Below are 26219 nucleotides of genomic sequence, written 5' to 3'. Positions count from 1 at the left end.
CGGCGGCCGATCGCGGCGGCAGAGGCCGGCGCGTCAGAAATATCCGAACCTGTCCAGCAGCTCGCCCACCGGGCGGCCCAGCGCCGCGTTCAGCCGGACCTGGGACTCGTTCACGATGGCCTCCAGGCTCAGGCGAAGCACTTCGTCCCACCGCTCATGCGGGATCACCACCACGCCGTCGGCATCGCCATAGACGATGTCGTTGTTCCGCACCGGGACGCCGCCGATCTCGACGGCCGTGTTCATCGCCGAGGTCGTGCCCTCGTATTTGATGTCCTTCGCCCAGACGCCGCGGGCGAAGACCGTGAGGTCCAGCGGCTGCACCGCCTCCACGTCGCGCGTGAAGCCGTCCACCACGACGCCGACGGCGCCCGCCCGCAGGGCGAGATGCGCGTTCAGCTCGCCGAAATAGGCGCGGTCCTTCACCTCGGTCGAAACGACGATGACGTCGCCGGAGCGGATGAAGGCGTAGGATTTCAGCGCCTCGTAGATTCCCTTCCACTCGCCGCTCTCGCGCGTCGCATTCGCCGGCAGCGCGCCGAGCTTCAGCGTCTTGGCGCGTCCCAGGATCCGCCGCCCGGCGACGGGCTTCAGCTCGGCCGGCAGCGTGCAGCTCAGCCCGAGCTCCTTGGTGAGGTCCGAGAAGACGCAGGCGCTCAGGTGCGGGCGCAGGGCGCGGAAGAGCATCGTCTCGCGCTGCCGCCCGCCGCCGCAGATGGCCTCGGCGAGGTCGAGATCCGCCTGGTAGTTGATGTCGAGCCGCTCCTCGGTCGTCAGCTCGAAGAAGACGGGCTTCTCGCCGAAGCGCCTGTTCGGGAAGTCGCGCGCGGTCGAGCGCATCATGTAGAGGCTCATCGCCTCGATCGTTCGGAAGGGCAGATCCACGCTGTTGGGGATGCGCCCCCGCCCGTAATGCGGCTCGCCCTCCACCCATTCGTAATGCTTCTCGCTCGTCACCGCGACGAGGCTGTCGGCGTCCGGGGCGCCCTTCAGGGCCGCGACGGCACGGCGCAGCGTGTTCGCGTCCACGAAGGGGGCCGTGCACAGCGCCTGCACATAGATGTCGCCCCCAGGCGCCGAGCGGCATTCATTGGCGAAGAGCTCGTGGCCGTCGGTCGCGTTGCTGGCCAGGGCGGCGTCGCGGCGCAGGAGACGGACGGGCATGTCGCTCGCCAGCTTGGCGATCTCCTCGGATTCCGTGTCGAGCCACACCTCGTCGAAGGCACCGCTCTCCAGCAGCTGGCGCAGCTTCCGGCGGAAGAGATACTCGCCGTCCAGGATCTGCATGTTCTTCGATATGATCCGCTCGCTGGATCCTTTGACGGGAACAAAGCCGATGACCCGCATGACTCCCGCCCCCTGTCCTCGAAACTATCTGAACGACCTGCCGGAGAATATCCAGACCGGGCGGGACGCCGCGCAGCGCCCCGTCCGGGCCGGCGCAGGAGCGGCCGCGCCGAGCAGCCCCGGCGCGGAGGCGGACGGCCCGGCTGGCCTCACATCCAGCTCTTGGCCAGCGAGTCGATGGCCTGCAGCCGTGTCATCAGCGCCTCGAAATCCTTCAGGGGCACCATGTTCGGCCCGTCGGAGGGCGCGTTGTCCGGATCCTCGTGCGTCTCGATGAAGACGGCCGCCACGCCCACGGCCACGGCCGCGCGCGCCAGCGTCTCCACGAATTCGCGCTGGCCGCCGGAGGAGGTCCCCTGCCCGCCCGGCTGCTGCACCGAATGCGTGGCGTCGAACACGACGGGAAGCCCGGTGTCGCGCGCCATGATCGGCAGCGCGCGCATGTCGCTGACCAGGGTGTTGTAGCCGAAGGACGCGCCGCGCTCCGTCAGCAGGACCCGCGGATTGCCGGCGCCGGTGACCTTGGCCGCGGCGTTCTTCATGTCCCAGGGGGCGAGGAACTGGCCCTTCTTGATGTTCACGGCGCGGCCGGTCGCGGCGGCGGCGAGCAGCAGGTCGGTCTGGCGGCAGAGGAAGGCCGGGATCTGCAGCACGTCCACCGCCTCCGCGACCGGCGCGCAATGCGTGACCTCGTGCACGTCCGTCAGGGTGGGCAGGCCCAGGCTGTCGCGGATCTCGGCGAAGACTTCCAGCGCCTTCGCCATGCCGACGCCGCGCGCCGCCTTCGCCGAGGTGCGGTTGGCCTTGTCGTAGGAGGTCTTGTAGATCAGCCCGAGGCCCAGGCGGCCGGCGATCTCCTTCAGGGCCGTCGCCGTCTCCAGCGCATGGGCCCGGCTTTCCATCTGGCAGGGACCGGCTATGAGCGCGAGGGGACGGCGGTTGCCAAGGGTGACCGGGCCGATCGCGACTTCCGCGTCTTGCATGCAAGGGGCTCCAATTGTTGTGGGCGGGTCTCGGTGGGCCGCCGGTATGACCTATCCCAGGGCGGCCACCAGGGCCAGTCCTGGGGCCAGTCCTTGGGGCCAGTCCTTGGGGCCAATCCTCGGGGCCGTCCGCCCGCATGGGAGGGACGCGGAAAGCCAGTCCTCCGGCCTGGCCACGGTCCGGGCGGGCAGCTGTTTCTTGACCGCCCAGGTAAAGGCCGCTAACCGCGGGCCCTCGCAGGCTGGGCTATTGGGGGCACCTTGACGCTACTGATCACGGGCGGGTTTGGCTTCATAGGATCCGCCGTGGTGCGCCGCCTCCTGACGGCGACGGATCATGCGGTCGTCAACGTCGACAAGATGACCTACGCGGCGACGCCGGCCTCGCTGGGCATGCATGCGTCCGACCCGCGCCACATTCATATCAAGGCCGACATCTGCGATCCCGAGGCGATGCGCGCCGCCTTTGCGGCGCATCGGCCGACCGCGGTGATGCACCTCGCCGCCGAGAGCCATGTCGACCGCTCGATCGACGGCCCGGCGGAGTTCATCCGCACCAATGTCGTCGGCACGCAGGTGCTGCTCGAGGCCGCGCGCGAGTACTGGAACACGCTCGAGGCCGGCGCCAAGGCCGCCTTCCGCTTCCATCACGTCTCGACGGACGAGGTCTTCGGCTCGCTCTATCCCGGCGATGCGCCCTTCACGCCCGAGACGCCCTACGACCCGCGCAGCCCCTATTCCGCGAGCAAGGCGGCGTCGGACCATCTCGTGCGCGCCTGGAACCACACCTACGGCTTCCCGTCCTTCGTCTCCAACACGACGAACAACTACGGGCCGTGGCAGTTCCCCGAGAAGCTGATCCCGCTCGTCACGCTGAATGCGCTGGAGGGCAGGCCGCTCCCCGTCTACGGCGAGGGCACCAATATCCGCGACTGGCTGCATGTCGAGGACCATGCCGAGGCGCTCGTGCTGGCGCTGCTCAACGGCAGGCCCGGCGAGACCTATTGCATCGGCCCGCGGCAGGAGCGCACGAATCTCGAGGTGGTGAAGGCCATCTGCGCCACGCTCGACCGGCTGCGCCCCGATCCCGCCGGCCCGCGCGAGCGCCTCATCACCTTCGTGCGCGACCGGCCGGGCCATGACTTCCGCTACGCCATGGATCCCTCGGGCGCCGAGACCGCGCTGGGCTGGAAGCCGCGCCACGGGTTCGAGGACGGGCTGGAGCACACCATCCGCTGGTATCTGGACAACGAGGCCTGGTGGCGGCCGATCCGCGAGAAGGCCTATGCGGGCCAGCGGCTGGGGACGAGCAAATGAAGGGCATCATCCTCGCCGGCGGCTCCGGCACGCGGCTGCACCCGATGACGCTGGCGGCGAGCAAGCAGCTCCTGCCGGTCTACGACAAGCCGATGGTCTATTACCCGCTGGGCACGCTCATGCTGGCGGGCATCCGCGACATCCTGCTGATCTCCACCCCCGCCGACCTGCCCTCCTTCCAGCGGCTGCTGGGCGACGGCAGCGCCTTCGGCGTGACGCTCACCTATGCCGAGCAGCCCTCGCCCGACGGCCTCGCCCAGGCCTTCCTGATCGGCGCGGACTGGATCGGCGGCGAGGCCTGCGCGCTCGCGCTCGGCGACAACATCATCTACGGCGAGGGCCTCTCGGACCGGCTGCTCAGCGCGGCCGAATGGGCCCGGAAGGGCGAGGCCACGGTCTTCGGCTACCGCGTCGCCGATCCGGAGCGCTACGGCGTGGCCGAGTTCGACGGCAGCGGCCGCGTGATCTCGCTGGAGGAGAAGCCGCTCGTCCCCAAGTCCGACTGGGCGGTGATCGGCGTCTATTTCTACGACAGCCGCGTCACCGAGCTCGCGCGCCAGGTGGTGCCCTCCGCCCGCGGCGAGCTGGAGATCACCGACCTCAACGCGATCTACATGAAGGACGGCACGCTGCGCGCCGAGCAGCTCGGCCGGGGCTGCGCCTGGCTCGACGCCGGCACGCCCGCGAGCCTGCTGCAGGCCGCGACCTTCGTGCAGACGGTGCAGGAGCGGCAGGGCCTCCAGGTCGGCTGCCCCGAGGAGATCGCCTTCCGCCGCGGCTTCCTCACCGCCGACGAATTGCGGGCACGCGGCAAGGCCCTCGGCAAGACCGCCTATGGCCGATACCTCATCGAGATCGCCGACGGAGAGCACGGGTGAAGGTCACGCCGCAAGCCATTCCCGAGGTCCTGCTCATCGAGCCGAAGCGCTTCGGCGACGCGCGCGGCTTCTTCAGCGAGGTGTGGAAGCGCAGCGCGCTGCGGGCCCAGGGCTTCGACGTGGACTTCGTGCAGGACAACCACAGCCTCTCGCGCGAGGCCGGCGTGCTGCGCGGGCTCCACTTCCAGCGGCCGCCCTCGGCGCAGGGCAAGCTGGTGCGCGTCGTGCGCGGGCGCATCCTCGACGTGGCCGTGGACATCCGCGTCGGCAGCCCGAGCTACGGGCAGCATGTCGCCTGCGAGCTCTCGGCCGAGAACTGGCAGCAGCTCTGGGTGCCGCGCGGCTTCGCGCATGGCTTCCTGACGCTCGAGCCCGACACCGAGGTGCTCTACAAGGTGGACGCTGAATACGACGCCGAGGCCGATGGCGGCATCGCCTGGGACGACCCGGCGCTCGGCATCGCCTGGCCGGTGCCGGCCGGCGGCCTCGTCCTCTCGGACAAGGACCGCGCGGCCCCGCGGCTGGCCGGCATAGCGCCGCCCTTCCCCGCGGGATCGGTCTGATGCCCCGCCGCGGAGCGGCCTGATGCGCCGCATCCTGGTCACCGGCAAGGGCGGCCAGCTCGCCACCGGCCTGGAGGAGGCCCTGCTCGCGCAGGGCTTCGACGCGCTGCTCGTGGGCCAGCCGGAGTTCGAATTCGACCGGCCGGAGACCGTCGTCGCGCATTTCGAGGCCTTGCAGCCCGACGCCGTGGTGAACTGCGCGGCCTGGACGGCGGTGGACGCCGCCGAGGAGGACGAGGCCGGCGCCTTTCGCGCCAATGCGCTGGGCCCTGCCCTGCTGGCGAGGCTGTGCGCCGCGGCCGCCATCCCGCTCCTCCAGATCAGCACCGACTATGTCTATGACGGGCTGAAGGGCGCGCCCTATGTCGAGACGGATGCGCCCAACCCGCTCAGCGCCTATGGGCGCACCAAGCTCGCGGGCGAATGGGCGGCGCTGGCCGGCAACCCGCGGACCACGGTGCTGCGCACCGCCTGGGTGTTCTCGCCGGTCGGGAAGAACTTCGTCAGGACCATGCTGACCGTGGGCGCGACGCGGCCGGAGCTGCGCGTGGTGGCCGACCAGTTCGGGCATCCGACCGCCGCGCCGGATCTCGCCGACGCCATCGCCGGCGTGCTGGGCTGTGTCCGCGACACGGGCTGGCAGGACCGCTATCGCGGCGTCTTCCACGCCATGGCCGACGGCTCGACCAGCTGGCACGGCTTTGCCGAAGCCATCTTCGCCGCGGCCCAGCCCTATGGCGGGCCCATGCCCAAGGTCCACCCGATCGCCACCCACGAATACCCCGTGAAGGCCGTCCGGCCGGCCGATGGGCGAACCGACGGGGCTAGGCTCCGCGACACCTTCGGCGTCGCCCTGCCGACATGGCAGCGCGGGCTCGAGCGCGTGATGCAAGCGCTCCACGCGTGAGGCCGCCGTCGCGCTCGGCTCGGGCCCAGGGGTGAGCGGCGGCGGCCGGGTCCGGCCGCCGCACCCGCTCCCGCTTCAGGCACCCGGCGGGCGCTTGCCGCGCGTGCCGTTCTCGCGCTCCAGCGCATGGCCGGCGGCGAGCACGAAGCCGTCCGTCCAGGGATGGCCGACGAGCTGCGCCGCCACCGGCAGGCCGCCCTCGCCGAAGCCCGTGCAGACCGTGAGCGCGGGCCAGCCGGTGAGGTTGAAGGGGATGGTGAAGTTGGGCTTCTCCAGGCTCGCCCATTTCGTCACCTCGCGGATCTTCGCCGCCTCGCCGGGCTGCGCCGCGGTGACGAGGAGATCGAAGCCCGCGCTGGCGGCGAAGCTGCGCTCGATGAGCGAGCGGCGCCTGCGCTGCGCCTGGATATAGTCGCCGGCCGAGAGCAGCCCGCCCAGCGCGAGGCGGCCGCGCAGGAACTCGCCGTATTGCAAGGGCCGCTCGCGCATCCACGTCTCATGGATCGCCCAGGCCTCGGCGGAGAGCGTCACCCAGCCGGCCGCGTTGAACTCCTGCAGGCTCGGCAGCGTCACCTCCGCGACCTCGGCGCCGAGCTTGCGGAAGATGGCGCAGCTCTCCTCGATGCCCCGGAGCGTGGCATCGGAGACGCGGTGGTCCGTCTCGTGGAAATGGCGGATCACGCCGATGCGGCGGCCGCGCATGTCCGGCGCGAGGTCGAAGCCCAGCGCGGGGCGGTCGGCGCTGCCCGGGTCGGCCGGGTCGTGGCCGGCCATGGCCTCCAGCAGGATGGCGCAATCCTCGCTGGTCCAGGCGAGCGGGCCCGCATGGTCGAGCGTCTGCGCGAGCGGCAGGATGCCGGTGCGCGAGCAGAGCCCGTAGGTCGGCTTGATGCCGGCGACGCCGCAGAGCGCCGCCGGCCCGCGGATGGAGCCGCCCGTGTCCGAGCCCGTGCCGCCCAGCACGAGGCCCGCCGCGACGGCCGCGCCCGTGCCGGAGGAGGAGCCGGCGGTGAAGCGCTCCGTGTCCCAGGGGTTGCGCGCCGGCGGCCAGGGCAGGTCGAAGCTCGGGCCGCCGAAGGCGAATTCATGCGTCGCCAGCTTGCCGAGCAGGACCACGCCCGCCTCGCGCCACTTCGCCACGGTGACGGCGTCGGTCTCCGGCACATGGCCCTGCATCTGCGCGGAATGCCCCGTCGTGGCGATGCCGGCCGTCGTGTAGATGTCCTTGTGGCCGATCGGGATGCCGTCGAGCCTCCCCTTCAGCGCGCCCGCCATCTGCCGCGCCTCCGCGGCCCTGGCATCGGCCAGCGCGCGCTCCTCGGTGACGAGGATGAAGGCGTTCAGCTCGCCGTTGCGGGCCGCGATTCGGGCGAGGCAGTCGCGCGTGAGCTCGACCGGGGAGACCTTCTTAGCCGCGATAAGGGATGCGGCCTCCGCAATGGTCGGGATCATGCGTCGCCGCCCGGGGCGAAGGTGAAGGCCGGCTCCGCCGCGAGCGGCACCGGCGGGTCGCGCAGGATCGCGAGCATCGTCATGAGCTTGGCGTGCGCGTGGCGCAGGTCCTCCGCCTCGGCGGGCGGCAGCGCGATGCCGGCCTGCGCGAGAAGCGTGGCGAAACTTCCGGGGGAAAGTGGTTCGGCCATGGAACGTCCTAAGCTGTTCGGGAAAAATAGTTTGCCATGCTTGCAGCCCATGCGAAGCGGAGGCTAGCTTCCAGGCAAGAAAATTTCACTCGGGAGTAGAAAGCGGCCATGAAAGTTGGCGACGCCATCGCGGAGATCATGAAGCGGGAGGGGATCGAGGTCCTCACCGGCTATCCGGTGAACCACCTCATCGAGAATTGCGCGGCCATCGACATCCGCCCCGTGATGGTGCGGCAGGAGCGCATCGGCCTGCACATGGCGGACGCCATCAGCCGCGTGACCTCCGCCAGGCAGCTTGGCGCCTTCTGCATGCAGCATGGCCCGGGCGCCGAGAACGCCTATGGCGGCGTCGCGCAGTGCTTCGGCGAGAGCATCCCGGTGCTGGTGCTGCCGATGGGCTATCCACGCCGCATCGCGCATGTGCCGCCGAACTACAACAGCTCGGTCCAGATGCGCGGCATCACGAAATCCGCCGAGCCGATCATGAGCGCGGCGGAGGTGCCGAACATCATGCGCCGCGCCTTCGCGCGGCTGCGCAACGGGCGCGGCGGCCCGGTGGTCGTCGAGATCCCGACGGACATGTTCAACGAGGAGATGCCGGCCGACTGGAGCTACACGCCCGTCGTCGTCACGCGCTCCGGCCCCGACCCGATCGACGTGAAGCGCGCGGCCGAGATGCTCGCCAAGGCGCGGCGCCCCGTGATCTATGCCGGCACAGGCGTGCATTGGGCCAAGGCCTGGCCGCAGCTGAAGGAACTCGCCGAACTGCTGGCCGCGGCGGTGACGTCGAGCCTCGGCGGCAAGTCCTCCTTCCCCGAGGACCATCCGCTGGCGCTGGGTTCGGGCGGCCTCGCCATTCCGAAGCCGGTGCGGCACTTCCTCGACAATGCGGACGTGATCTTCGGCATCGGCTGCTCCTTCACCGAGACGAATTTCGGCGTGAAGATGCCGAAAGGCCCGAAGATCATCCACGCCACGCTGGATCCGGATCATCTGGAGAAGGACCAGCATTGCGATATCGGCCTCGTCGGCGATGCCGCGCTGGTGCTGGACGCGCTGCTCGCCGAGCTGAAGGGCATGATCAAGGAGGCACGTCCGCACAAGCCCGTGCAGGACGAGATCGAGGCGATCCGCGCTCCCTGGCTCGCCGAATGGGCGCCCAAGCGCGACAGCGACGCCTCGCCCCTCAACCCCTATCGCGTGCTGCGCGACCTGTGGCGCACGGTGGACGTGGACAACACGATCATCACGCATGACGCCGGCTCGCCGCGCGACCAGCTCTCGCCCTTCTGGGTGTCGCGCACGCCGCTCTCCTATCTCGGCTGGGGCAAGACGACGCAGCTCGGCTACGGGCTCGGCCTCGCGATGGGCGCGAAGCTCGCCGCGCCGGACAAGCTCTGCATCAATGTCTGGGGCGATGCGGCCATCGGCTTCACCGGCATGGACTTCGAGACGGCGGTGCGCGAGCGCATCCCCATCATGTCCATCCTGCTGAACAACTTCTCCATGGCGATCGAGCTGAAGGTCATGCCGATCAGCACGGAGAAGTTCCGAAGCACCGACATCAGCGGCGACTATGCCGCCATGGCCCGTGCCTTTGGCGGCTATGGCGAGCGCGTGGAGAAGGTGGAGGACATCATCCCCGCCATCCAGCGCGGCATCGCCAAGACCAAGGAAGGCATCCCCGTTCTCCTGGAGTTCATCACCTCCAAGGAGACGCAGGTGTCGAGGCTCTGATGGCGACGGTCCAGATCAACCAGGTCCGCAAGGCCTTCGGCAGCACCGCGGTGCTGCACGGCGTCTCCGTCGACATCGAGGATGGCGAGTTCGTCGTGCTCGTCGGCCCCTCGGGCTGCGGCAAGTCCACCCTGCTGCGCATGCTGGCGGGGCTCGAGAACATCACCGGGGGCGAGATCTCCATCGGCGGGCGCGTGGTCAACACCGTCCCGCCGAAGGATCGCGACATCGCGATGGTGTTCCAGAACTACGCGCTCTATCCCCACATGACCGTCTTCGACAACATGGCCTTCTCGATGAAGCTGGCCAAGGCGTCGAAGGACGTCATGCAGACGGAGGTGACGCGCGCGGCGAAGATCCTGGGCCTGGAGCAGTTGCTGGACCGCTATCCGCGCCAGCTTTCCGGCGGGCAGCGGCAGCGCGTCGCCATGGGCCGCGCCATCGTGCGCGATCCGCAGGTTTTTCTTTTTGATGAGCCGCTCTCCAACCTCGACGCCAAGCTGCGCGTGCAGATGCGCTCCGAGATCAAGGAGCTGCACCAGCGCCTGCGCGTCACCACCGTCTATGTGACGCACGACCAGATCGAGGCCATGACCATGGCCGACAAGATCGTCGTGATGGAGCTCGGCCATATCCGCCAGGCCGGCCCGCCGCTGGAGCTCTACGACCGGCCGGCCAATGTCTTCGTCGCGGGATTCATCGGCAGCCCGGCGATGAACCTGCTCGACGGGCGCATCGAGAACGGCGCCTTCCTCACGCCCGACGGCACGAGCTGGCCGCTGCCGCCCGCCCAGGACGCCCGCCCCGGCCCCGCCATCTACGGCATCCGGCCCGAGCATTTCCGCCTTGCCGGCGACGGCATGCCCGCGCGCGTGACCCTCGTGGAACCGATGGGCAGCGAGACGCAGGTCATGATGCGCATCGGCGACACGGCCGTGAACGGCGTCTTCCGCGAGCGCATCTCGGCCCGGCCCGGCGACACCATGCCGGTCCTGCCCTCCGCGGCGCAGGCGCATCTCTTCGACAAGGGAACCGGACAGCGCATGTAGCCGGCCCAAGGTTTCACACAGGGAGGACAACAAGAAAATGGCATACCTCATCAAGCGCCGCGACATCGCCGGGATCGGCGCTGCGACGATGCTCGCCGGCACCGCCGCCGCCCAGAGCAACATCCCCACCCAGCCGGCCACGGCGCCGCGGCTGCCGATCGAGAACGGCGCCACGCTGCGCATGCTGCGCCCCGTGCGCTTCGTGCAGCCCGACGAGGAGGTGTTCCGCGCCAATTGCGCGCGCTTCACGCAGCAGACCGGCGTGCAGGTGCGCGTGGATTTCGTGGGCTGGGAGGACATCAACCAGCAGACCGCCGTCACCGGCAACACCGGCGCGGGCCCCGACCTCATCATCGGCTTCGGCGACGCTCCGCATGTCTATGCCGACAAGCTGGTCGAACTGACCGACGTCGCCGAATACATCGGCACGAAATACGGCGGCTGGAAGACGCTGGCCCAGCGCTACGGCAAGCGGCACGGCACCAACAACTGGATCGGCCTGCCCTTCGGCGCCTCGGGCGGCCCGCTCGTCTGGCGGAAATCCGCCCTCACGGAGGTGGGCTTCGAGAAGCCGCCCGAGGACCATGCCAACTACCTGCGCCTCTGCCAGGCGCTGAAGCGCGCCAACAAGCCGGCCGGCTTCGCGCTCGGCAATGCCGTGGGCGACGGCAACGGCTTCGCCAACTGGCTCATCTGGTCCTTCGGCGGCCATCTCGTGAACGAGGACGGGACGCCGGGCATCAACAGCCGCGAGACCATCGCCGCGCTGAACTACCTGAAGGAGCTCTACGCGACCTTCATTCCCGGCACGATCGCCTGGAACGACATCAGCAACAACCGCGCCTATTCCTCGAACGAGCTGTTCCTGACGGCCAATGGCGTGTCGCTCTACTTCTCGTTGAAGAACGACCCGGCCACGGCGCCGATCGCGGCCGACACCGAGCACACGCTGCTGCCCAAGGGCCTCGCCAGCACCTCGCCCATGGCGGGGCTGACGCTCAACGCCATGGTGTTCAAGCACAGCCGCTACCCCAACGCCGCCAAGGCGCTGCTGCAGTTCCTGCTGGAGACGGAGCAGTACGATCCCTGGCTGCAGGCCAACCTCGGCTACTGGGCGCAGCCGCTCAACGCCTATGGCCAGAGCGCCGTCTGGAGCAGCGATCCGAAGGTCTCGATCTTCCGCGACACGATGGATACCGGCTTCTGGAACGGCTACCGCGGCCCGATCACCGAGGGGACGGCGGCCGCGAATGCGGACTACGTCATGGTGCAGATGTGCGCCTCCGTCGCCTCCGGCCAGGCCACGCCGGAAGCCGCGGCGCGCGAGGCCGAGCGCCGCGCGGCGCGCTTCTTCCGCCGGCGCTGAAATCGCCGACAGGCTGATCCAGGCCGCAGATCGCGGCGATCAGCCCCGATCCTCTATCCCCCCGCGCGGCGATGCGCCGCGCGGGAACCGGAGCACCCGTCATGGACGCCACCACCCAACTGCATTGGTCCAAGATGCGCCAGGAGCCCGGCTGGCTCGTGCGCGTCCTGGACAACAAGGCGGTGCTCATCGTGGCCTGCCTGCTGCCGGCCGTCGGGCTGCTCACGGTCTTCCTGACCTATCCGCTCGGGCTCGGCATCTATCTCGCCTTCACGGACACGACGATCGGCCGCAGCGGCTACTACGTGGGCCTCGAGAATTTCGAATTCCTCTTCACGGATCCGATCTTCTGGAACGCCGTCTTCTTCAGCGTCTTCTACACCACGCTCGCGACGATCGGTAAGTTCGGCCTGGGGCTTTGGCTCGCGCTGCTGCTCAACCAGCACATGCCCTTCAAGTCGTTCCTGCGCGCCATCATCCTGCTGCCCTGGATCGTGCCGACGGTCCTCTCCGCCATCGCCTTCTGGTGGATCTACGACCCGCAATTCTCGATCATCAGCTACATCTTCGTGGACGTGCTGGGCTGGCGCGAGACCAACATCAACTTCCTCGGCAGCGAATGGCCGGCACGCTTCTCGCTCATCGCGGCCAATATCTGGCGCGGCATCCCCTTCGTCGCCATCTCGCTGCTCGCCGGGCTGCAGACCATCTCGCCCTCGCTCTACGAGGCCGCGCTGCTGGACGGCGCTTCCTCCTGGCAGCGCTTCCGCTTCATCACCTTCCCGATGCTGCTGCCCATCCTCGCCATCGTGATGACCTTCTCGATCATCTTCACCTTCACCGACTTCCAGCTCGTCTACGCCATCACCCGCGGCGGGCCGGTCAACTCCACCCATCTGCTCGCCACCCTCGCCTTCCAGCGCGGCATCCCGGGCGGACAGCTGGGCGAGGGCGCGGCCATCGCCGTCTCGATGATCCCCTTCCTGATCTTCGCGACGCTGTTCAGCTACTTCGCCCTCGCCCGCCGCAAGTGGCAGCAGGGAGAAGGCAATGACTGATGGCCTGGGCCTCGCACGGGCCGGTTGCGCAAATTGGAAAGGACGCCGGGAGAGGGGCATGGCGGGACCGCCGGTTCATCGCTCGCTTCGTGCTCCTCTCCCCAATCCCCATAAACTCGCGGGTTCCAAGGGCTCGATGGCCCTTGGCGGGGAGCGCGAGGGGCAGAGCCCCTCGCATCCGTTCCCAACCCGCGCAACCCACCCATTCGCGAGGACCACGCCATGAGCAATGCTTCCACGGCTGCCCCCGAGACGATGCATTGGGACAGCCGGGCGCGGCGCATGGTGGTGCTCTGGCTGCCGCTCGCCTGCTTCGTGCTGATCCTGCTCTTTCCCTTCTACTGGATGACGGTGACGGCCTTCAAACCGGATGCGGAGCTCTATGACTTCGGCTCCCACAACCCGTTCTGGATCACGTCGCCGACCCTGCAGCACATTCGCAAGCTGCTCTTCGAGACGGCCTATCCGAACTGGCTGCTGACCACGATGCTGGTCTCGATCGGCGCGACGACGCTGTCGCTCTTTTCCAGCACGCTGGCGGCCTATGCCATCCAGCGGCTGAGGTTCCGCGGCAGCCAGTATGTCGGCCTCGCGATCTACCTGGCCTATCTGGTTCCGCCCTCGATCCTATTCATCCCGCTGGCGACCATGGTGGTGCAGCTCGGGCTGTTCGACAGCCCCTTCGCCCTGGTGCTGGTCTATCCGACCTTCCTCGTGCCCTTCTGCACCTGGCTCCTGATCGGCTACTTCAAGTCGATCCCCTACGAGCTCGAGGAATGCGCGCTGATCGACGGCGCCACGCGGCTGCAGATCCTGCGCCGGATCACCCTGCCGCTCGCGGTGCCGGGGCTGATCAGCGCGGGCATCTTCTCCTTCACGCTGAGCTGGAACGAGTTCATCTACGCGCTGGCCTTCATCCAGAGCAGCGAGAACAAGACCGTCCCCGTCGCGATCCTGACCGAGCTGGTGACCGGCGACGTGTATCAGTGGGGCGCGCTGATGGCCGGCTCGCTCATGGGCTCGCTGCCGGTCGCGATCTTCTACTCCTTCTTCGTGGACTACTATGTGAGCAGCCTCACGGGCGCGGTGAAGGAGTGATGCTCACGGGTGCGGCGACGGTGTTCGTGGTCCAGGACATCGCCGCCAGCGTCCATCACTACCGCTACGCGCTCGGCTTCGACGTCACCTTCGAATACGGCAAGCCGGTCTTCTGCGCGGGGCTGTGCCGCGACGACGTGGAGCTGCACCTCATCGCCGCGAGGCGGACGAAGCGCCCGGCCGGACAAGGTGCCATCGCGATCTTCGTGCAGGATGTGGACGCGCTCTATGCCGAGGTGAAGGCCCGCGGGGCGCGGGCACCGAAGCCGCCGCAGGACCATCCCTACGGGATGCGCGACTTCAACGTCATCGATCCCGACGGCAACCAGCTCACCTTCGGCATGGGAACCGAGCGCGGCTGATCAGCTTGCCTCAGTTCGAGAGGCGCTGGGCGGTCGCAAGATGCGCGGCGCCGTTGCGGCGCGTGCGCTCGGCGAGCGCGCCGTTGCAGCTGTAGCTGTCGAACAGCGTGCTGTCCGGATTGGTGACTTCCATCTTGGCGCGAACGCGGCACACCAGGCGCTGGGTGGAGGACGGACTGCCGCCATGCCAGCGCCGCAGCGCCTCCGACCAGCTGCCGGTCTCGGCGGCCCAGCGGGCCATGATCCCGCCCGCCCAGTCCGCCGAGCGCATGGGATCGAGCGGCCAGGCGGAGTTGCGCGCATGCACGCGGGCGTTCACCTGCACGCAGCCGGCCATGATGCTCCGCTGCGGCGGCACGCTGGCATAGAGGGCGCGCGCCTGCTCCTCGGTCTGCGGGAAATGCGCGCGGCCGCCGATCGAGAGCGCATAGGCGTGCAGCCCGCTCTCGGCCAGCGCGATGGCGGTGAGAAGCCCCCGCGGCACGCCGTGGACGGCCTCGGCGCGGCGCGTCGCCGCCAGGCAGGCGCCACGAGGGTCGGTGGGGATGCCGGCGCGCATGTCCGGGCCGATCACCGGGATCAGCTCCTGCGGCATGTCCCGCATGCGGGGCCGCGCCTGCATGTCCGACATGGAGGTGCGCACATGGGTCCGGCTTGCGACCCTGGTCCGGGCGGAAGCGTTGCGGGAGGGACGCCTCGCCTCGGCGCGACGGGCCTGCGGGGCGCGGGGTGCAGCCTGGGCCGGATGGCGCGGAGCCTGGACGCCACGCGATGTGGAAACGCGCTCGGCAGCCATGGCGCCCGGCATGGCGAAGCCCATCGCGCCCATCAGGCAGGCTGCCAAGGCACCCAGCGCGAGGAGACGACGAAAGCTCCTCCGTCTGGAGGGCCCGCGCGGGCCGAGCGGTCTCGGTGCGCGGGGCGTGTGCCGGGGCGTCGGGAGGGGGTTTCCCCCACCGTGCGGGCCAATCTCGGTCAACATGCAACACGCGGTAGCATGCCGTGAATGCGGAGGGCAACCCCGCCCGCCCCGCAGGGTTCTAGTCTGGGGGTAGGTTCAGCGGCCGGCAGGGGGTGGGTGATGTTCACGCGGCGAAGCATGCGCATGGTTGCGGCGGGAATGTGGCCGTGCGCCGCGCGGTCCCAAGGGCCGGCGCGCGCGGTGACGCTGGTGGCGCCCTTCACGCCCGGCGGCGCGGCCGACATTGCCGCGCGCACCTTCGCCGCGCATGCGGTGAAGCATATGGGCCCGGACCCGCAGGCCATGATGGTCGAGAACCGCGCCGGCGCCTCGGGCGCGATCGGCACGCAATACGTCGCCCGTGCCCGCCCGGACGGGCAGACGCTGCTGCTCGCGCGCGTCGCGGCCTCGGCCATCCTGCCCGCGATCGATCCGCGCACGCCCTACCGCATCGACGACTTCACCTGGCTCGGGCTGCTCGACCTCAACCCCTATGTGGTCTGCGTGCGCGAGGACGCGCCCTACCGGGACCTGGCGGCGCTGCTGGACGCGATCCGCGCCGCGCCGGGCACGCTCAACTTCGCGACCAGCGGACCCGCGACGATCCTCGACCTCGGCATCCGTCACCTGCTCGCGACCGCCAACCTGCCGATCGACGCGGCGCAGGCCATCCCCTATCGCGGCGGCGGCGAGGCGCTGGCCTCCCTGCTCGGCGGGCAGGCGCAGTTCGGCGGCAACAACCTCGGCGACATGATGGGGGCCATCCGCAACGGGCAGGTGCGCGCGCTGGTGGTGACGGGCCATGCGCGCCTGCCCGGGCTGCGGGACGTGCCGACGGCGGCCGAGGCCGGCGTGGCCGCGCTGTCGCAGATCGCAGGATGGAACGCGCTCGCCGGCCCCGCGGGCATGGCGGCGGAGACGGTGGAATTCTGGGCGCGCGTGGTCGCCACGACGGGCCGGGATCCCGAGTGGATCGAGGCGACGCGGCGCATCGGCAGCGTGCCGCAGGTGACGGATGGCGCGGCCGCGCGCGCGCATGTCGCGGCGCAGATCGAGCTCTACCGCGGGCTGGCCCGGCAGCTGAACCTCGGTTGATTCGCAAGCCTTTCCAGATGCATGACGTGACCGACCGACCGAGCGGTTGACTGTTGCGCCCAGCGCGGCGAGGCTGCCTCCCGCCGCCTCATGAGATGGCGGCCCACTCATCCGGGAGGATGCGATGATCGCCAGGAAAGGGCTGTGCCGCCCATGAAGAACCCCGCCTATATCGTGGGTGCTTTCGAGCACCCGACGCGCAAGGCCGAGGACAAGTCCACCGCGCAGCTCCATGCGGAGGTCGCCTACGGCGCGCTGCAGGATGCGGGCCTGACCGCCTCCGACATCGACGGCTACTTCTGCGCCGGCGATGCGCCGGGCATGGGCGGCCTCTCCATGCTCGACTACATGGGGCTGACCAAGATCCGCCACTACGACACGACGGAGAGCGGCGGCTCCTCCTACGTCATCCATGTCGGCCATGCGGTCGAGGCCATCATCGCGGGCAAGTGCAACGTCGCGCTGATCACGCTCGCCGGCCGTCCGCGCGCCGAGGGCATGCAGACCGGCACGGCCGTGCGCTCCACCGGCGTGGGCGTGCCCGACGAGCCCTTCGAGCTTCCCTATGCGCGCACCATCGCGACGATGCACGCCAACGTCGCCTCGCGGCACATGTACGAGTTCGGCACCACCTCCGAGCAGCTCGCCTGGGTGAAGGTCGCGGCCTCCACGCATGCGCAGTACAACCCCCATGCGATGCTGCCCAAGGTCGTCACCGTCGAGGACGTGGTGAACTCGCCGATGGTGGCCGATCCGCTGCACCGGCTCGACTGCTGCGTCATCTCCGACGGCGGCGGCGCGCTGATCGTTGCGCGTCCGGAGATCGCCGCCACGCTGAAGCGCCCGAAGGTCGGCGTGAAGGGCTGGGGCGAGGCCTACAAGCACCAGAATGCCGGCGGCATCGACCTCACCTATTCGGCCGCGGCCTTCTCGGGCCCGATGGCCTTCGGCAAGGCGGGCGTGAAGCCGGCCGACATCAAGTACGCCTCGATCTACGACAGCTTCACCATCTCGGTGATCCTGCAGCTCGAGGATCTCGGCTTCTGCGAGAAGGGCAAGGCGGGCGCCTTCGTGCAGGATGGCGGGCTCATCTCCGGCGTCGGCAAGCTGCCCTTCAACACCGATGGCGGCGGGCTCTGCAACAACCACCCGTCCAACCGCGGCGGCATGACCAAGGTCATCGAGGCGGTGCGCCAGTCGCGCGGCGAGGCGCATCCCAAGGTGCAGGTGCCCAACCCCGACCTCGTTCTGGCCAACGGCAAGGGCGGCAGCCTCGGGACGCGGCATGGCTGCGGCACCGTCATCCTGGAGAGGGAGTGAACACCATGGCGACGCAAGCCTTCGACCGTACCCCCCAGTGCCCCGGCGAGACGCCCGACAACAAGGTCGTGCTCGAAGGGTACAAGGCCGGGAAGTTCCTGCTCGGCAAGTGCAAGGACACGGGCAAGCTCTTCCACTATCCGCGCCACGTCTCGCCCTTCACCCTCTCGAACAACGTCGAGTTCGTCGAGGCCAGGGGCACGGGCGAGATCTACAGCTACAGCGTGGCGCGCGGGAAGGAGCCCTTCTGCGTGGCCTATGTGAAGCTGGATGAGGGGCCGACCGTGCTGACCAACATCATCGAGTGCGACCTCGATGCGCTGAAGGTCGGCCTCAAGGTGAAGCTGAAGTTCAGGAACAGCGACGGCGACGTGCCGGTGCCGATGTTCGTCCTGGCCTGAGGCTTTCGTGACGCCGGCGGCGGCCCTCTCCGGGGGGCGGCCGCCGGTTTTTTTGTGCCCGGAATCCGGGTGCATGACATCGAATATTTCGGGGTGACCGCGTGGCCCGTGCCGTGAACGAAGCCTATTTCCTCGACAGCCGGCTGCGGATGGAGGCCGAGGGCTACCAGCTCGGCCCCGACGGCAAGCCCGGCATGATCCCCGACCCCAATCCCGACCCGGCGAAGCGCAATCCCAAGGGCCTGTTCCATCGCAATGGCGGGCTCGTCGCGATGCGGCGGGTGGAGCTCGCGGAGGACAACCGCATGTTCCGCATCGCGAGCAGCAAGGATCTGAAATGGGGCGGCCTGCCGAACCTGCTGAACTCGCCCTGGTGGATGGAGGAGGACCGCATGCGCCTCCTGCTCGATCGCGCGCGCACCGCCGGCGTGCGCCTCAGCGAGATGGCACGGCGGCAGCTCGCCCTGCCGGTCGCGGAGGGCTGGACGGATGCGGACATCATCGTGAGCGTGCACATCAGGCGCGGCATCGTGATCGCGGCCCATGCCGGGCCGGGCCGCACGGCGGCGGCGGGCGACGACCTGCGCATCATCGCGCCCGAGGCCCCTCACCTCTTCATGGACCAGCTCTATGTGCCCGGCCTGGGCAAGCCCGGCGGCGATCGCGCCAAGGGCATGGCCAATGCGAGTGCCTGGTTCGATACTGGAACGGCGAAGAGCTTCGATCCCGCGGCCAGGGGCTTCAATCCGGCCTGAGCGGTCCAGGGCCCTTCCTCATCGAAGGCGAGAATGATGAAGATTCCCGAGCTGCCCTTCACCGTCACCGACTGGTCCCGGGTGGAGCGCACCGAGCATCCCGGCGAGACCGGGATGGCTTACTGGCGCACCCTGAACATCGGCGACATCCGCATCCGCATGGTGGAGTACGGGCCGGGCTATCTGGCCGACCATTGGTGCGACCGCGGCCATATCCTCTACGTGATCGAGGGCGAGCTGGATTCCGAGCTGAAGGATGGCCGGAAGAGCAGGCTCACCGCGGGGATGAGCTACCAGGTTTCGGATTTCGGGGATTCGCCGCATCGCTCCTCGACCCGGACGGGCGCGAAGCTCTTCATCGTCGACTGACATGCCGCAGAACATCTACGACCGCGAGGAGTTCTTCGCCGGCTACGGCACGCTGCCGCGCTCGCGCGAGGGGCTGGCCGGCGCGCCGGAATGGCCTGCGCTGCGCGCGCTGCTGCCCGAGCTGCGCGGCGCGCGCGTGCTGGATCTGGGCTGCGGCTTCGGCTGGTTCGCCCGCCATGCGCGCGAGCGGGGCGCGGCGCATGTGCTGGGCCTCGAGCTCTCGGGGCGGATGCTGGAACGGGCGCGCTCGATGGGCGAGGATCCAGCCATCGAATACCGGCGCGCCGACCTGGAGAGCGTGGACCTGCCGGAGGGCGGCTTCGACCTCGCCTTCTCCTCACTCGTCCTGCACTACATCGCGGATCTCGGCGGGCTGCTGGCGAAGGTCTCGCGCGCGCTCGTGCCGGGCGGATCGCTCGTCGTGTCGATGGAGCACCCGATCTTCATGGCGCCCTCGCAGCCCGGCTGGCGCATCGGGGAGGGCCGGCCCGTCTGGCCGCTGGACGGCTATTTCCGCGAGGGCGAGCGCGTCACGGACTGGTTCACGCCCGGCGTGGTGAAGCAGCACCGGACCCTCGGCAGCACGCTGAACCTGATGATGGGCGCCGGTTTCCGCCTCGCCCATGTCGAGGAATGGTGCCCCACCGACGCGCAGATCGCCGCCGAGCCGGATTGGGAGAAGGAGCGCGAGAGGCCGATGTTCCTGCTGATCGCCGCGCGAAAGGCCTGACCGCCGCTCACTCCGCCTGGATGTTCCCGCGCCGGATGACCTCGCCCCACTTCTCGTTCTCCGAACGCAGGAAGGCGGCGAACTCCTCGCGCGAATTGCCGCCCGGCACGGCGCCCTGCTCGTGCAGCACGCGGGCGATCTCCGGGTCCCGCAGCGCGCCCGCGAGGGCACGGTGCAGCGCCGCCAGGATCGTCTCCGGCACGCGGGCGGGCGCGACGAAGCCGTGCCAGTTGCTGGCATCCACGCTGGGCAGGCCGAGTTCGGCCATGGTGGGCACATCCGGGATCCAGGAGAGGCGCCGCGGCGCGCCGACGGCGAGCGGCCGCAGCGTGCCGGCACGGATATGCGGCAGCAGCACGGGCAGGTCGGCGAAGCCCATCTGCACCTCGCCCTGCAGGACCGCAGTCGCGAGCAGGCCGCCGCTGCGATAGGAGATGTGGGTTATCTCGATGCCCGCGGCCGCCATCAGCTGCTCGGCGGCCAGATGCGGCATGCTGCCGGGCCCCGAGGTGGCGAAGTTCAGGCGCCCGGGGGCGGCCTTCGCGGCGGCGACCAGCTCGGCCAGCGTGCGGTAGGGCAGCGCGGCCGGCACCACCAGCGGCTCGGGCACGGCGACGCCGAGGGTAAGAGGGGAGAAGTCGCGCAACGGGTCGTAGGGCGTGCCGCGGCCGAGGCGCGGCGAGATGGCGAGGCCGCCCGCGCTGCCGAGGCCGAAGACGTAGCCGTCCGGCGCCGCGCGCGCGACGAACTCCATCCCGGTGATGCCGCCGGCGCCGGCGCGGTTGTCCACCACCACCGGCTGGCCGAGCACGGCGGTGAGGCGTGGCGCGAGGACGCGCGACACGATGTCGCTGGGGCCGCCCGCGGCGAAGGGAACGATGAGGCGGATGGGGCGTGCGGGCCAGGCCTCCTGCGCGGAGGCATGGGTTGAGCCGAGGGGGGCCAGCAGGCCCAGCAGGATGGCCAGGGCGGCGCGCAGCTTCATGAATGTTCCTCCGCCGGCTTCATCGAGCCGGTCACGGGTGCAAGTATCGGCCGGCGGCGGCACGGCCGGAAGGGGAAACGCGATGAAGATCACGAAGATCGAGAGCCACATCCACCGCAGCGGCTTCACCTATGGCGCGGGCGAGGCCGGCGTGGGCGGGAACCTGCACCTGCGGGGCATGGACACGCTGCTGGTGCGCGTGGAGACCGAGGACGGCCGCCATGGCTGGGGCGAAGCCTTCGGCTTCAACCTCGTGGACACGACCAGGGACGCGCTGGACCGCCTGCTGGCGCCCGCCGCCATCGGCCAGGATGCGGAGGACATCGAAGGCCTGGGCCGGATGCTCTCGAAGCGCTTTCACAATTTCGGCCGCAACGGGCCAGTGACCTTCGGCATCTCCGGCCTCGACATCGCGCTGTGGGACCTGAAGGCGCAGCGCGCGGGCGTGCCGCTGCATGCGCTGCTCGGCCCCGCCGCGCGCCGCCATGTGCCGGCCTATGCCAGCCTGCTGCGCTACGGCGTTCCCGGGGATGTCGCGCGTAACGTGAGGGAGGCGGTGCGGCGCGGCTACCGGCAGATCAAGCTGCACGAGGTGGATCTCGGCTGCATCCGCGCCGCGCGCGAGGCCGCCCCGGCGGAGATCCCGCTCATGCTCGACATCAACTGCGCCTGGGACAGCGCGGACGAGGCCGTCGCCTTCTGCCGCGCGGTGGAGGGCATGAACATCCGCTGGGTCGAGGAGCCGACCTGGCCGCCGGAGGACTTCGCCGCGACCGCCGCCGTGCGCGAGGCGGCGCATTGCGGCATCTCGGCCGGCGAGAATGCCGGCGGGCCGCGGGATTTCCGGCACCTCCTGGAGGCGAGGGCGCTGGATGTCGCGCAGCCCAGCGTGACGAAGCTGGGCGGCATCACGGCGCTGATGGAGGTTGCCGCCCTGGCCGCCGAGGCGGATGTGGAGCTGGTGCCGCACTGCCCCTATTTCGGGCCGGGGCTGCTGGCGTCGCTGCACTTCCTGGCGGCCTGCGCGACGGAGCAGCCGATCGAGATCTACTTCGCTGACCTCGCGTCGCCGCCCTATGGCGACGCGCTCGCGGTGCGGGACGGCTTCATCGCCGTCCCGGAAGGGCCCGGGCTCGGCCTTCAGCCGATACCCGGCAGCCGGTAGAACTTCGTCGCGGAGCGCCAGAAGAGATCCGCCTTTTCCCCGGCGCTCGCCGAGGCGGCGAGGCGCTTGAAGGCGTTCCACCCGGCGGCATAGCCGAAGCCGCCCTTGTCGACGGGGAAGTTGCTCTCGAACATGCAGCGATCCGTGCCGAAGAGCTCGATGCAGCGCTCCATATAGGGCCTCCAATGCTGCGCGAGGGTTTCGGAGGAAGGCGCCGTCGGGCGCGCCTCCAGCCCGAAGCCCGGCAGGCGCATGCCCAGGCCGCCCAGCTTCACCATGACGTTCGGGCAGGTGGCGAGCTCGGCCATCGCCCCGGACCAGGCCGCGAAGACCTCGGCGCGCTGTCCCTCGAAGCGCCCGATGCCGAGCACGCCGCCGCAATGGTCGAGCACGATCTGCGTGCCCGGAAAGGCCCGCGCCAGCGCGACCAGCCGCGGGATCTGCGGAAAGTAGAGCCAGGCGTCGTAGGAGAGGCCGAGCGGCGCCAGATGCGCGAAGCCCGCGCGGAACCCGGCGCTGTCCAGCATGTCCTCGGCGGGCTGATAGGCCGGGTTCATGAGCTGCGGGTCCGGATCCCAGGTGGCGATGTGGCGGATGCCGCGGAAGCGGTCGCCGCCGGCGCGGAGATGCGCCTCGAGCACGGGCCTGATCGCGTCGCCATGCCGCAGGTCGGCGAAGCCCACGATGCCGGCGCAGACGCGCACGTCGCCGTAGATGCCGCTCGCGCACATCGCGGCCACGCCATTGGCGAATTCGGTCTCGCCCACCGGCTTCATCGCCTCCGGTCCCGTGGCGCGGTGCATGGCGCGGGCCTGGACGAGCACCGTCGCGCGCACGTCGTGCCCGGTGCGGATGTCGGCCAGGATCTCGTCCAGCAGGTAGCGCCAGCCCTCGCGGTCCCAGAGGTGATGATGCGGGTCCACGATGAGCTGGCCAGGGTCCAGGATCTCCTCCTGGTGGGTGGCCAGCCAGTCCTCGCGGACGGGAAGATAATGCTGATGGGTGGCGGTGCTCATGGACGCTCCATTCGTTCTTCTGCGCGCAAGACTAGGCTCGTCACCCCGCGGCAAGAAGCGGCATGTCGCCGAGGCCGGGCGGCAAGGAAAAGCACGGCGCATGGTGGCGGCCTGTCGCGCGCACGGCCAACATCGTGCTGGAGTGACAGCGACAACACGCGGCGGAGTGGACCATGGGACCGAGATTTTCCGGCAAGATCGTGCTCATCACGGGGGCGGGCTCGGTGGGCCCCGGCTGGGGCAACGGGCGCGCGGCGGCCGTGGGCTTCGCGCGCGAGGGGGCGACGGTCATCGGCACCGACCGCGAGCCGGCGCCGATGCAGGAGACGGCGGATCGCATCGCCGAGTTCGGCGGCCATTTCGTCCCCATGACCTGCGACGCCACCGACAGCGCCGGCGTGGCCGCGATGGTCGCGGGCGCGAAGGAGCGCTTCGGCCGCATCGACATCCTCGTCAACAATGTGGGCGGCTCGGCCGCTGGCGGGCCCGTCGAGATGAGCGAGGAGGTCTGGGACGTGCAGATCGACACCAACCTCAAGAGCGTCTTCCTCACCTGCAAGCATGTGATCCCGATCATGGAGGCGCAAGGCGGCGGCGCGATCGTGAACCTGGCCTCGACCTCCGGCATCCGCTTCACGGGCTCCGCGCAGGTGGCCTATGCGGCGTCCAAGGCCGCGGTGATCCAGTTCTCCAAGGTGGTCGCCGTGCAATATGCGGCGCGGGGCATCCGCGTGAACACCGTGGTGCCGGGGCAGATGCACACGCCGATGGTGGAGGTGCGCCTGGCCGGGCAGCGCACGGGCGGCGACGTGGACGCGCTCATCCAGCAGCGGCTCTCGCGCATTCCGATGGGCTGGGCGGGCGATGGCCGCGACACGGCCCATGCGGTGATGTTTCTCGCCTCCGACGAGGCGCGCTTCATCACGGGGACGGAACTGGTGGTGGATGGCGGCATGTCGGTCCGCTGCGGCTGAAGCGCGACAAACGCGACGCGCTCCAGGATCGGGCTGCGACAGAGGTGGATCAAAAGCCCTGACACCGCGCCACATCCGGCGCGGATGAAACAGGAGAAGACACATGATCGCCAAGACCCTCGGCAGCACCGCCCTCCTCGCCCTCGCCATGCTCGCGAGCCCGGCGCAGGCCTTCATCGCCGGCAACGCGGCCACCGAGAACGGCATGCGGATGAACGGCATGCGGATGAACGCGCTGAACCTGAATGCGCTGAACCTGAATGCGCTGAACCTGAACGCACTGAACCTGAACGCGCTGAACCTGAACGCGCTGAACCTGAACGGCATGGGCGTGAACGGCCTGGGCGTGAATGCCCTGAGCAACAACGGACTGCTCACGAACGGCACGGACGCGCCCGCCACCACCGCCGGCATCACGGCGATCGAGCTGCCCTCCGGCGAGCGCCTGACGGCCCGCTGAGGAGCATGCCGATGCGCCGCCTTCTGCCCATCCTGCTGCTGGCCCTCTCCAGCCATCTCGCCACGGCCCAGCCGCGCCTGACGAGCGTGACGGCGGAAGGCGGCGACATCCGCGCCGAGCTTTCGGACGGCCGCGTCCTGCGCGGCACCGACCTGGTCGGCGCCGTCCTGCACCTCGACGGCGCGGCGCTCCGCATCGACGCCGCCCGCCGGGACGACACCGTGCCCCATGCCGGGCCGGACCCCGTGCGCGACGTCTGGCTCTTCGGGATCTCGGTCGGCGGCGAAGCCGGCGGCTGGGGCGAGCTCTGCGTGCCCGACCCGCAGGGCGAGCAGCTGGCCCTGGTCTATCCCGGCGAGGGCGGCGCGCTGAACCTCACCTGCTCCAGCGGATCCATGGGCAAGTGCATCCGCTTCGGCTACCGGCCCTGGGCCTTCCTGCCCGACGGGCGGCCGCTCGCGCCCTATCATGCCGCCTGCAACAACCTGGTCCGCGCCGCCTACGGCGGCGGCGAGCACGGCTGGACGCGCAACGGCATGCTCATCGACATCTACGACCATGTCGGCATCCAGGTGCCGGGGGACGATGCCACGACGAGCTTCGAGGCGGGCTGGACGCCGGAAGGCGCGGTCTGCGTCGCCCATACCCGCGTGCCGGAGAACGGCTCCGTCGCCGACGTGGCGCGCGAGGTGCCCTCGCTCGCCGCCCGGACCGGCGCGGAATGCACGGAGGAGCGCGCGATGGCCCTGGGCGCGCTGCTGCTCAACCGCTCCGTCCGGCGCTGATCTTCCTGTCCATATAAGGATAGGCCTGTTCAAGGAACGCGATCCATCCCAAGCTGCGACCACTCCCGCAGCCCAAGGATCCCCATGCCCGCCCGCCTCGAAGGACGCGTCGCCATCGTCACCGGAGCCGGCTCGGTCGGTCCCGGCTGGGGCAATGGCCGGGCGACCGCCGTGCTCTTCGCGCGCGAGGGCGCGACCGTCATCCTCGTCGACCGCGACCTCGCCGCCGCCGAGAACACCGCCCGCCTCATCCGCGAGGAGGGCGGCGCCTGCCTCGTCGCGGCGCTCGACGTGCTGGACCTCGCCGCGACGGAAGCGCTCGCGGCACGCTGCGAGCGGAGCTACGGCGGCATCGACATCCTCCACTGCAATGTCGGCCAGGGCCTGCGCGGTGGGCCGCTGGAGATGAGCGTGGAGCAGTTCCGCGCGCAGCTCGACATCAACGTCACTTCCGCCTTCATCGGCTGCAAGGCGGTGCTGCCCGCCATGCTCCGCCGCGGCAAGGGCGTCATCACCACCGTGGGCTCCATCGGCGGGCTGCGGCACCTGGGGCACGACCATGTCGGCTATTCCGCCGGCAAGGCGGCGCTCGTGCAGTTCACGCGGCAGATCGCGGCGCAGTACGGCCGCGGGGGCATCCGCGCCAATACCATCATCCCCGGCATGATCGACACGCCGCTGCTGCAGGAGCGCGTGGTGAAGTCCGGCCATCGCGGCGACCTCGCGGCCCTGCAGGAGGAGGCCCGCCAGCGCGTGCCCCTGGGCCATCGCGGCACCGCCTGGGACGTGGCGCATGCCGCGCTCTACCTGGCCTCCGACGATGCCCGCTATGTCACGGGAACCGAGCTGCTGGTCGATGGCGGCTTCATGACCCGCACCGTCTGAACGGAACCGT

28 protein-coding genes are annotated in these 26219 nt (G+C 69.8%); 21 read left to right on the top strand and 7 right to left on the bottom strand.

The features are described from left to right. Nucleotides 1–33 precede the first annotated feature (33 nt). Both EJV46_RS02935 and kdsA read right to left on the bottom strand, forming a co-directional pair. The gene (locus EJV46_RS02935; protein ID WP_131547083.1) at nucleotides 34–1347 is read right to left on the bottom strand and encodes a cytidylyltransferase domain-containing protein; all 1314 of its coding nucleotides are present in this window, start codon (nucleotides 1345–1347) and stop codon (nucleotides 34–36) included. A gap of 149 nt (nucleotides 1348–1496) precedes the next feature. Next, nucleotides 1497–2330 (bottom strand): 3-deoxy-8-phosphooctulonate synthase, encoded by an 834-nt coding sequence (gene kdsA / locus EJV46_RS02930; protein WP_131547082.1) that lies wholly within the window; start codon nucleotides 2328–2330, stop codon nucleotides 1497–1499. Between the two features lie 261 nt (nucleotides 2331–2591). On the opposite strand from kdsA, the gene rfbB reads away from it, so the two are divergent. From rfbB to rfbD, 4 genes are read left to right on the top strand one after another with little or no spacing between them, the layout of a single operon-like run. After that, a complete protein-coding gene (gene rfbB, locus EJV46_RS02925) occupies nucleotides 2592–3647 on the top strand; it encodes a dTDP-glucose 4,6-dehydratase (RefSeq protein WP_131547081.1) in 1056 nt (351 codons plus the stop codon). Further along, complete coding sequence (gene rfbA, locus EJV46_RS02920) at nucleotides 3644–4525, top strand: glucose-1-phosphate thymidylyltransferase RfbA (RefSeq protein WP_131547080.1); 882 nt, start codon at nucleotides 3644–3646, stop codon at nucleotides 4523–4525. Before rfbB ends, rfbA begins: the two co-directional genes overlap by 4 nt. Then, the gene (gene rfbC / locus EJV46_RS02915) at nucleotides 4522–5088 is read left to right on the top strand and encodes a dTDP-4-dehydrorhamnose 3,5-epimerase (protein ID WP_131547079.1); all 567 of its coding nucleotides are present in this window, start codon (nucleotides 4522–4524) and stop codon (nucleotides 5086–5088) included. Before rfbA ends, rfbC begins: the two co-directional genes overlap by 4 nt. Nucleotides 5089–5110: 22 nt before the next feature. Beyond that, nucleotides 5111–5995, top strand: coding sequence for a dTDP-4-dehydrorhamnose reductase (gene rfbD, locus EJV46_RS02910; protein ID WP_131547078.1), 885 nt, complete (start codon nucleotides 5111–5113; stop codon nucleotides 5993–5995). A gap of 75 nt (nucleotides 5996–6070) precedes the next feature. On the opposite strand, the gene EJV46_RS02905 is transcribed toward rfbD, so the two are convergent. Both EJV46_RS02905 and EJV46_RS02900 read right to left on the bottom strand, forming a co-directional pair. Beyond that, nucleotides 6071–7447: an amidase gene (locus EJV46_RS02905; protein ID WP_131547077.1), complete on the bottom strand. Its 1377-nt coding sequence runs from the start codon at nucleotides 7445–7447 to the stop codon at nucleotides 6071–6073. Beyond that, entirely contained in the window at nucleotides 7444–7638 is a 195-nt protein-coding gene (locus EJV46_RS02900; RefSeq protein WP_131547076.1) for a hypothetical protein, read from the bottom strand. Before EJV46_RS02900 ends, EJV46_RS02905 begins: the two co-directional genes overlap by 4 nt. A 108-nt stretch (nucleotides 7639–7746) precedes the next feature. On the opposite strand from EJV46_RS02900, the gene EJV46_RS02895 reads away from it, so the two are divergent. From EJV46_RS02895 to EJV46_RS02870, 6 genes are all read left to right on the top strand, one after another. Continuing rightward, complete coding sequence (locus EJV46_RS02895; RefSeq protein ID WP_131547075.1) at nucleotides 7747–9375, top strand: thiamine pyrophosphate-requiring protein; 1629 nt, start codon at nucleotides 7747–7749, stop codon at nucleotides 9373–9375. Continuing rightward, nucleotides 9375–10424, top strand: a complete 1050-nt coding sequence (locus tag EJV46_RS02890; protein ID WP_131547074.1) for an ABC transporter ATP-binding protein — start codon at nucleotides 9375–9377, stop codon at nucleotides 10422–10424. The genes EJV46_RS02895 and EJV46_RS02890 overlap by 1 nt, the downstream gene beginning before the upstream one ends. 37 nt (nucleotides 10425–10461) lie before the next feature. Then, nucleotides 10462–11790 carry an ABC transporter substrate-binding protein gene (locus EJV46_RS02885; protein ID WP_131547073.1) on the top strand — a complete coding sequence of 443 codons (1329 nt, stop codon included), beginning with the start codon at nucleotides 10462–10464 and terminating at the stop codon, nucleotides 11788–11790. Nucleotides 11791–11891: 101 nt separating this feature from the next. After that, entirely contained in the window at nucleotides 11892–12848 is a 957-nt protein-coding gene (locus tag EJV46_RS02880) for a carbohydrate ABC transporter permease (RefSeq protein ID WP_131547072.1), read from the top strand. Between the two features lie 222 nt (nucleotides 12849–13070). Continuing rightward, a complete protein-coding gene (locus EJV46_RS02875) occupies nucleotides 13071–13946 on the top strand; it encodes a carbohydrate ABC transporter permease (protein ID WP_131547071.1) in 876 nt (291 codons plus the stop codon). Beyond that, nucleotides 13946–14308: a VOC family protein gene (locus EJV46_RS02870; protein WP_131547070.1), complete on the top strand. Its 363-nt coding sequence runs from the start codon at nucleotides 13946–13948 to the stop codon at nucleotides 14306–14308. Before EJV46_RS02875 ends, EJV46_RS02870 begins: the two co-directional genes overlap by 1 nt. A gap of 10 nt (nucleotides 14309–14318) precedes the next feature. On the opposite strand, the gene EJV46_RS02865 is transcribed toward EJV46_RS02870, so the two are convergent. Beyond that, entirely contained in the window at nucleotides 14319–14939 is a 621-nt protein-coding gene (locus EJV46_RS02865) for a transglycosylase (protein WP_131547069.1), read from the bottom strand. A gap of 531 nt (nucleotides 14940–15470) precedes the next feature. Here EJV46_RS02865 and EJV46_RS02860 point away from each other — a divergent pair. The 6 genes from EJV46_RS02860 (at nucleotide 15471) to EJV46_RS02835 (ending at nucleotide 19939) form a co-directional block, all read left to right on the top strand. Further along, nucleotides 15471–16364, top strand: a complete 894-nt coding sequence (locus EJV46_RS02860; RefSeq protein WP_165585296.1) for a tripartite tricarboxylate transporter substrate binding protein — start codon at nucleotides 15471–15473, stop codon at nucleotides 16362–16364. A 153-nt stretch (nucleotides 16365–16517) separates the two neighbouring features. Continuing rightward, nucleotides 16518–17684: a thiolase domain-containing protein gene (locus EJV46_RS02855; protein ID WP_131547067.1), complete on the top strand. Its 1167-nt coding sequence runs from the start codon at nucleotides 16518–16520 to the stop codon at nucleotides 17682–17684. A gap of 5 nt (nucleotides 17685–17689) precedes the next feature. Next, complete coding sequence (locus tag EJV46_RS02850; protein ID WP_131547066.1) at nucleotides 17690–18085, top strand: Zn-ribbon domain-containing OB-fold protein; 396 nt, start codon at nucleotides 17690–17692, stop codon at nucleotides 18083–18085. A gap of 113 nt (nucleotides 18086–18198) precedes the next feature. Next, nucleotides 18199–18840 (top strand): hypothetical protein, encoded by a 642-nt coding sequence (locus EJV46_RS02845; protein ID WP_131547065.1) that lies wholly within the window; start codon nucleotides 18199–18201, stop codon nucleotides 18838–18840. Between the two features lie 36 nt (nucleotides 18841–18876). Beyond that, nucleotides 18877–19209, top strand: coding sequence for a DHCW motif cupin fold protein (locus EJV46_RS02840; RefSeq protein WP_131548005.1), 333 nt, complete (start codon nucleotides 18877–18879; stop codon nucleotides 19207–19209). A 1-nt stretch (nucleotide 19210) separates the two neighbouring features. Further along, complete coding sequence (locus EJV46_RS02835; protein ID WP_131547064.1) at nucleotides 19211–19939, top strand: bifunctional 2-polyprenyl-6-hydroxyphenol methylase/3-demethylubiquinol 3-O-methyltransferase UbiG; 729 nt, start codon at nucleotides 19211–19213, stop codon at nucleotides 19937–19939. A 7-nt stretch (nucleotides 19940–19946) separates the two neighbouring features. On the opposite strand, the gene EJV46_RS02830 is transcribed toward EJV46_RS02835, so the two are convergent. Beyond that, complete coding sequence (locus tag EJV46_RS02830) at nucleotides 19947–20924, bottom strand: tripartite tricarboxylate transporter substrate binding protein (RefSeq protein WP_131547063.1); 978 nt, start codon at nucleotides 20922–20924, stop codon at nucleotides 19947–19949. An 82-nt stretch (nucleotides 20925–21006) separates the two neighbouring features. Between EJV46_RS02830 and EJV46_RS02825 the strand changes: the two genes are divergently transcribed. Further along, complete coding sequence (locus EJV46_RS02825; protein WP_165585295.1) at nucleotides 21007–22089, top strand: mandelate racemase/muconate lactonizing enzyme family protein; 1083 nt, start codon at nucleotides 21007–21009, stop codon at nucleotides 22087–22089. Here the strand turns inward: EJV46_RS02825 and EJV46_RS02820 are convergent. Next, nucleotides 22065–23105, bottom strand: coding sequence for an amidohydrolase (locus EJV46_RS02820; protein WP_240782373.1), 1041 nt, complete (start codon nucleotides 23103–23105; stop codon nucleotides 22065–22067). The two genes, EJV46_RS02825 and EJV46_RS02820, sit on opposite strands and share 25 nt — an antisense overlap. Before the next feature lie 173 nt (nucleotides 23106–23278). On the opposite strand from EJV46_RS02820, the gene EJV46_RS02815 reads away from it, so the two are divergent. The 4 genes from EJV46_RS02815 to EJV46_RS02800 all read left to right on the top strand — a co-directional run bounded on the left by EJV46_RS02815 (nucleotide 23279) and on the right by EJV46_RS02800 (nucleotide 26209). After that, nucleotides 23279–24079, top strand: coding sequence for an SDR family NAD(P)-dependent oxidoreductase (locus EJV46_RS02815; protein WP_131547060.1), 801 nt, complete (start codon nucleotides 23279–23281; stop codon nucleotides 24077–24079). A 103-nt stretch (nucleotides 24080–24182) separates the two neighbouring features. Next, nucleotides 24183–24539 carry a hypothetical protein gene (locus tag EJV46_RS02810; protein ID WP_131547059.1) on the top strand — a complete coding sequence of 119 codons (357 nt, stop codon included), beginning with the start codon at nucleotides 24183–24185 and terminating at the stop codon, nucleotides 24537–24539. A gap of 11 nt (nucleotides 24540–24550) precedes the next feature. Next, nucleotides 24551–25324, top strand: a complete 774-nt coding sequence (locus tag EJV46_RS02805; protein WP_131547058.1) for an ADYC domain-containing protein — start codon at nucleotides 24551–24553, stop codon at nucleotides 25322–25324. 84 nt (nucleotides 25325–25408) lie between these two features. Beyond that, nucleotides 25409–26209 carry an SDR family NAD(P)-dependent oxidoreductase gene (locus tag EJV46_RS02800; protein WP_131547057.1) on the top strand — a complete coding sequence of 267 codons (801 nt, stop codon included), beginning with the start codon at nucleotides 25409–25411 and terminating at the stop codon, nucleotides 26207–26209. The last annotated feature ends 10 nt before the right edge of the window (nucleotides 26210–26219 follow it).

It is taken from the genome of Roseococcus sp. SYP-B2431 (assembly GCF_004336745.1).
In the GTDB taxonomy this organism is placed as follows: Bacteria; Pseudomonadota; Alphaproteobacteria; order Acetobacterales; family Acetobacteraceae; genus Roseococcus.
This window is presented reverse-complemented; position numbering and strand designations above follow the sequence as displayed.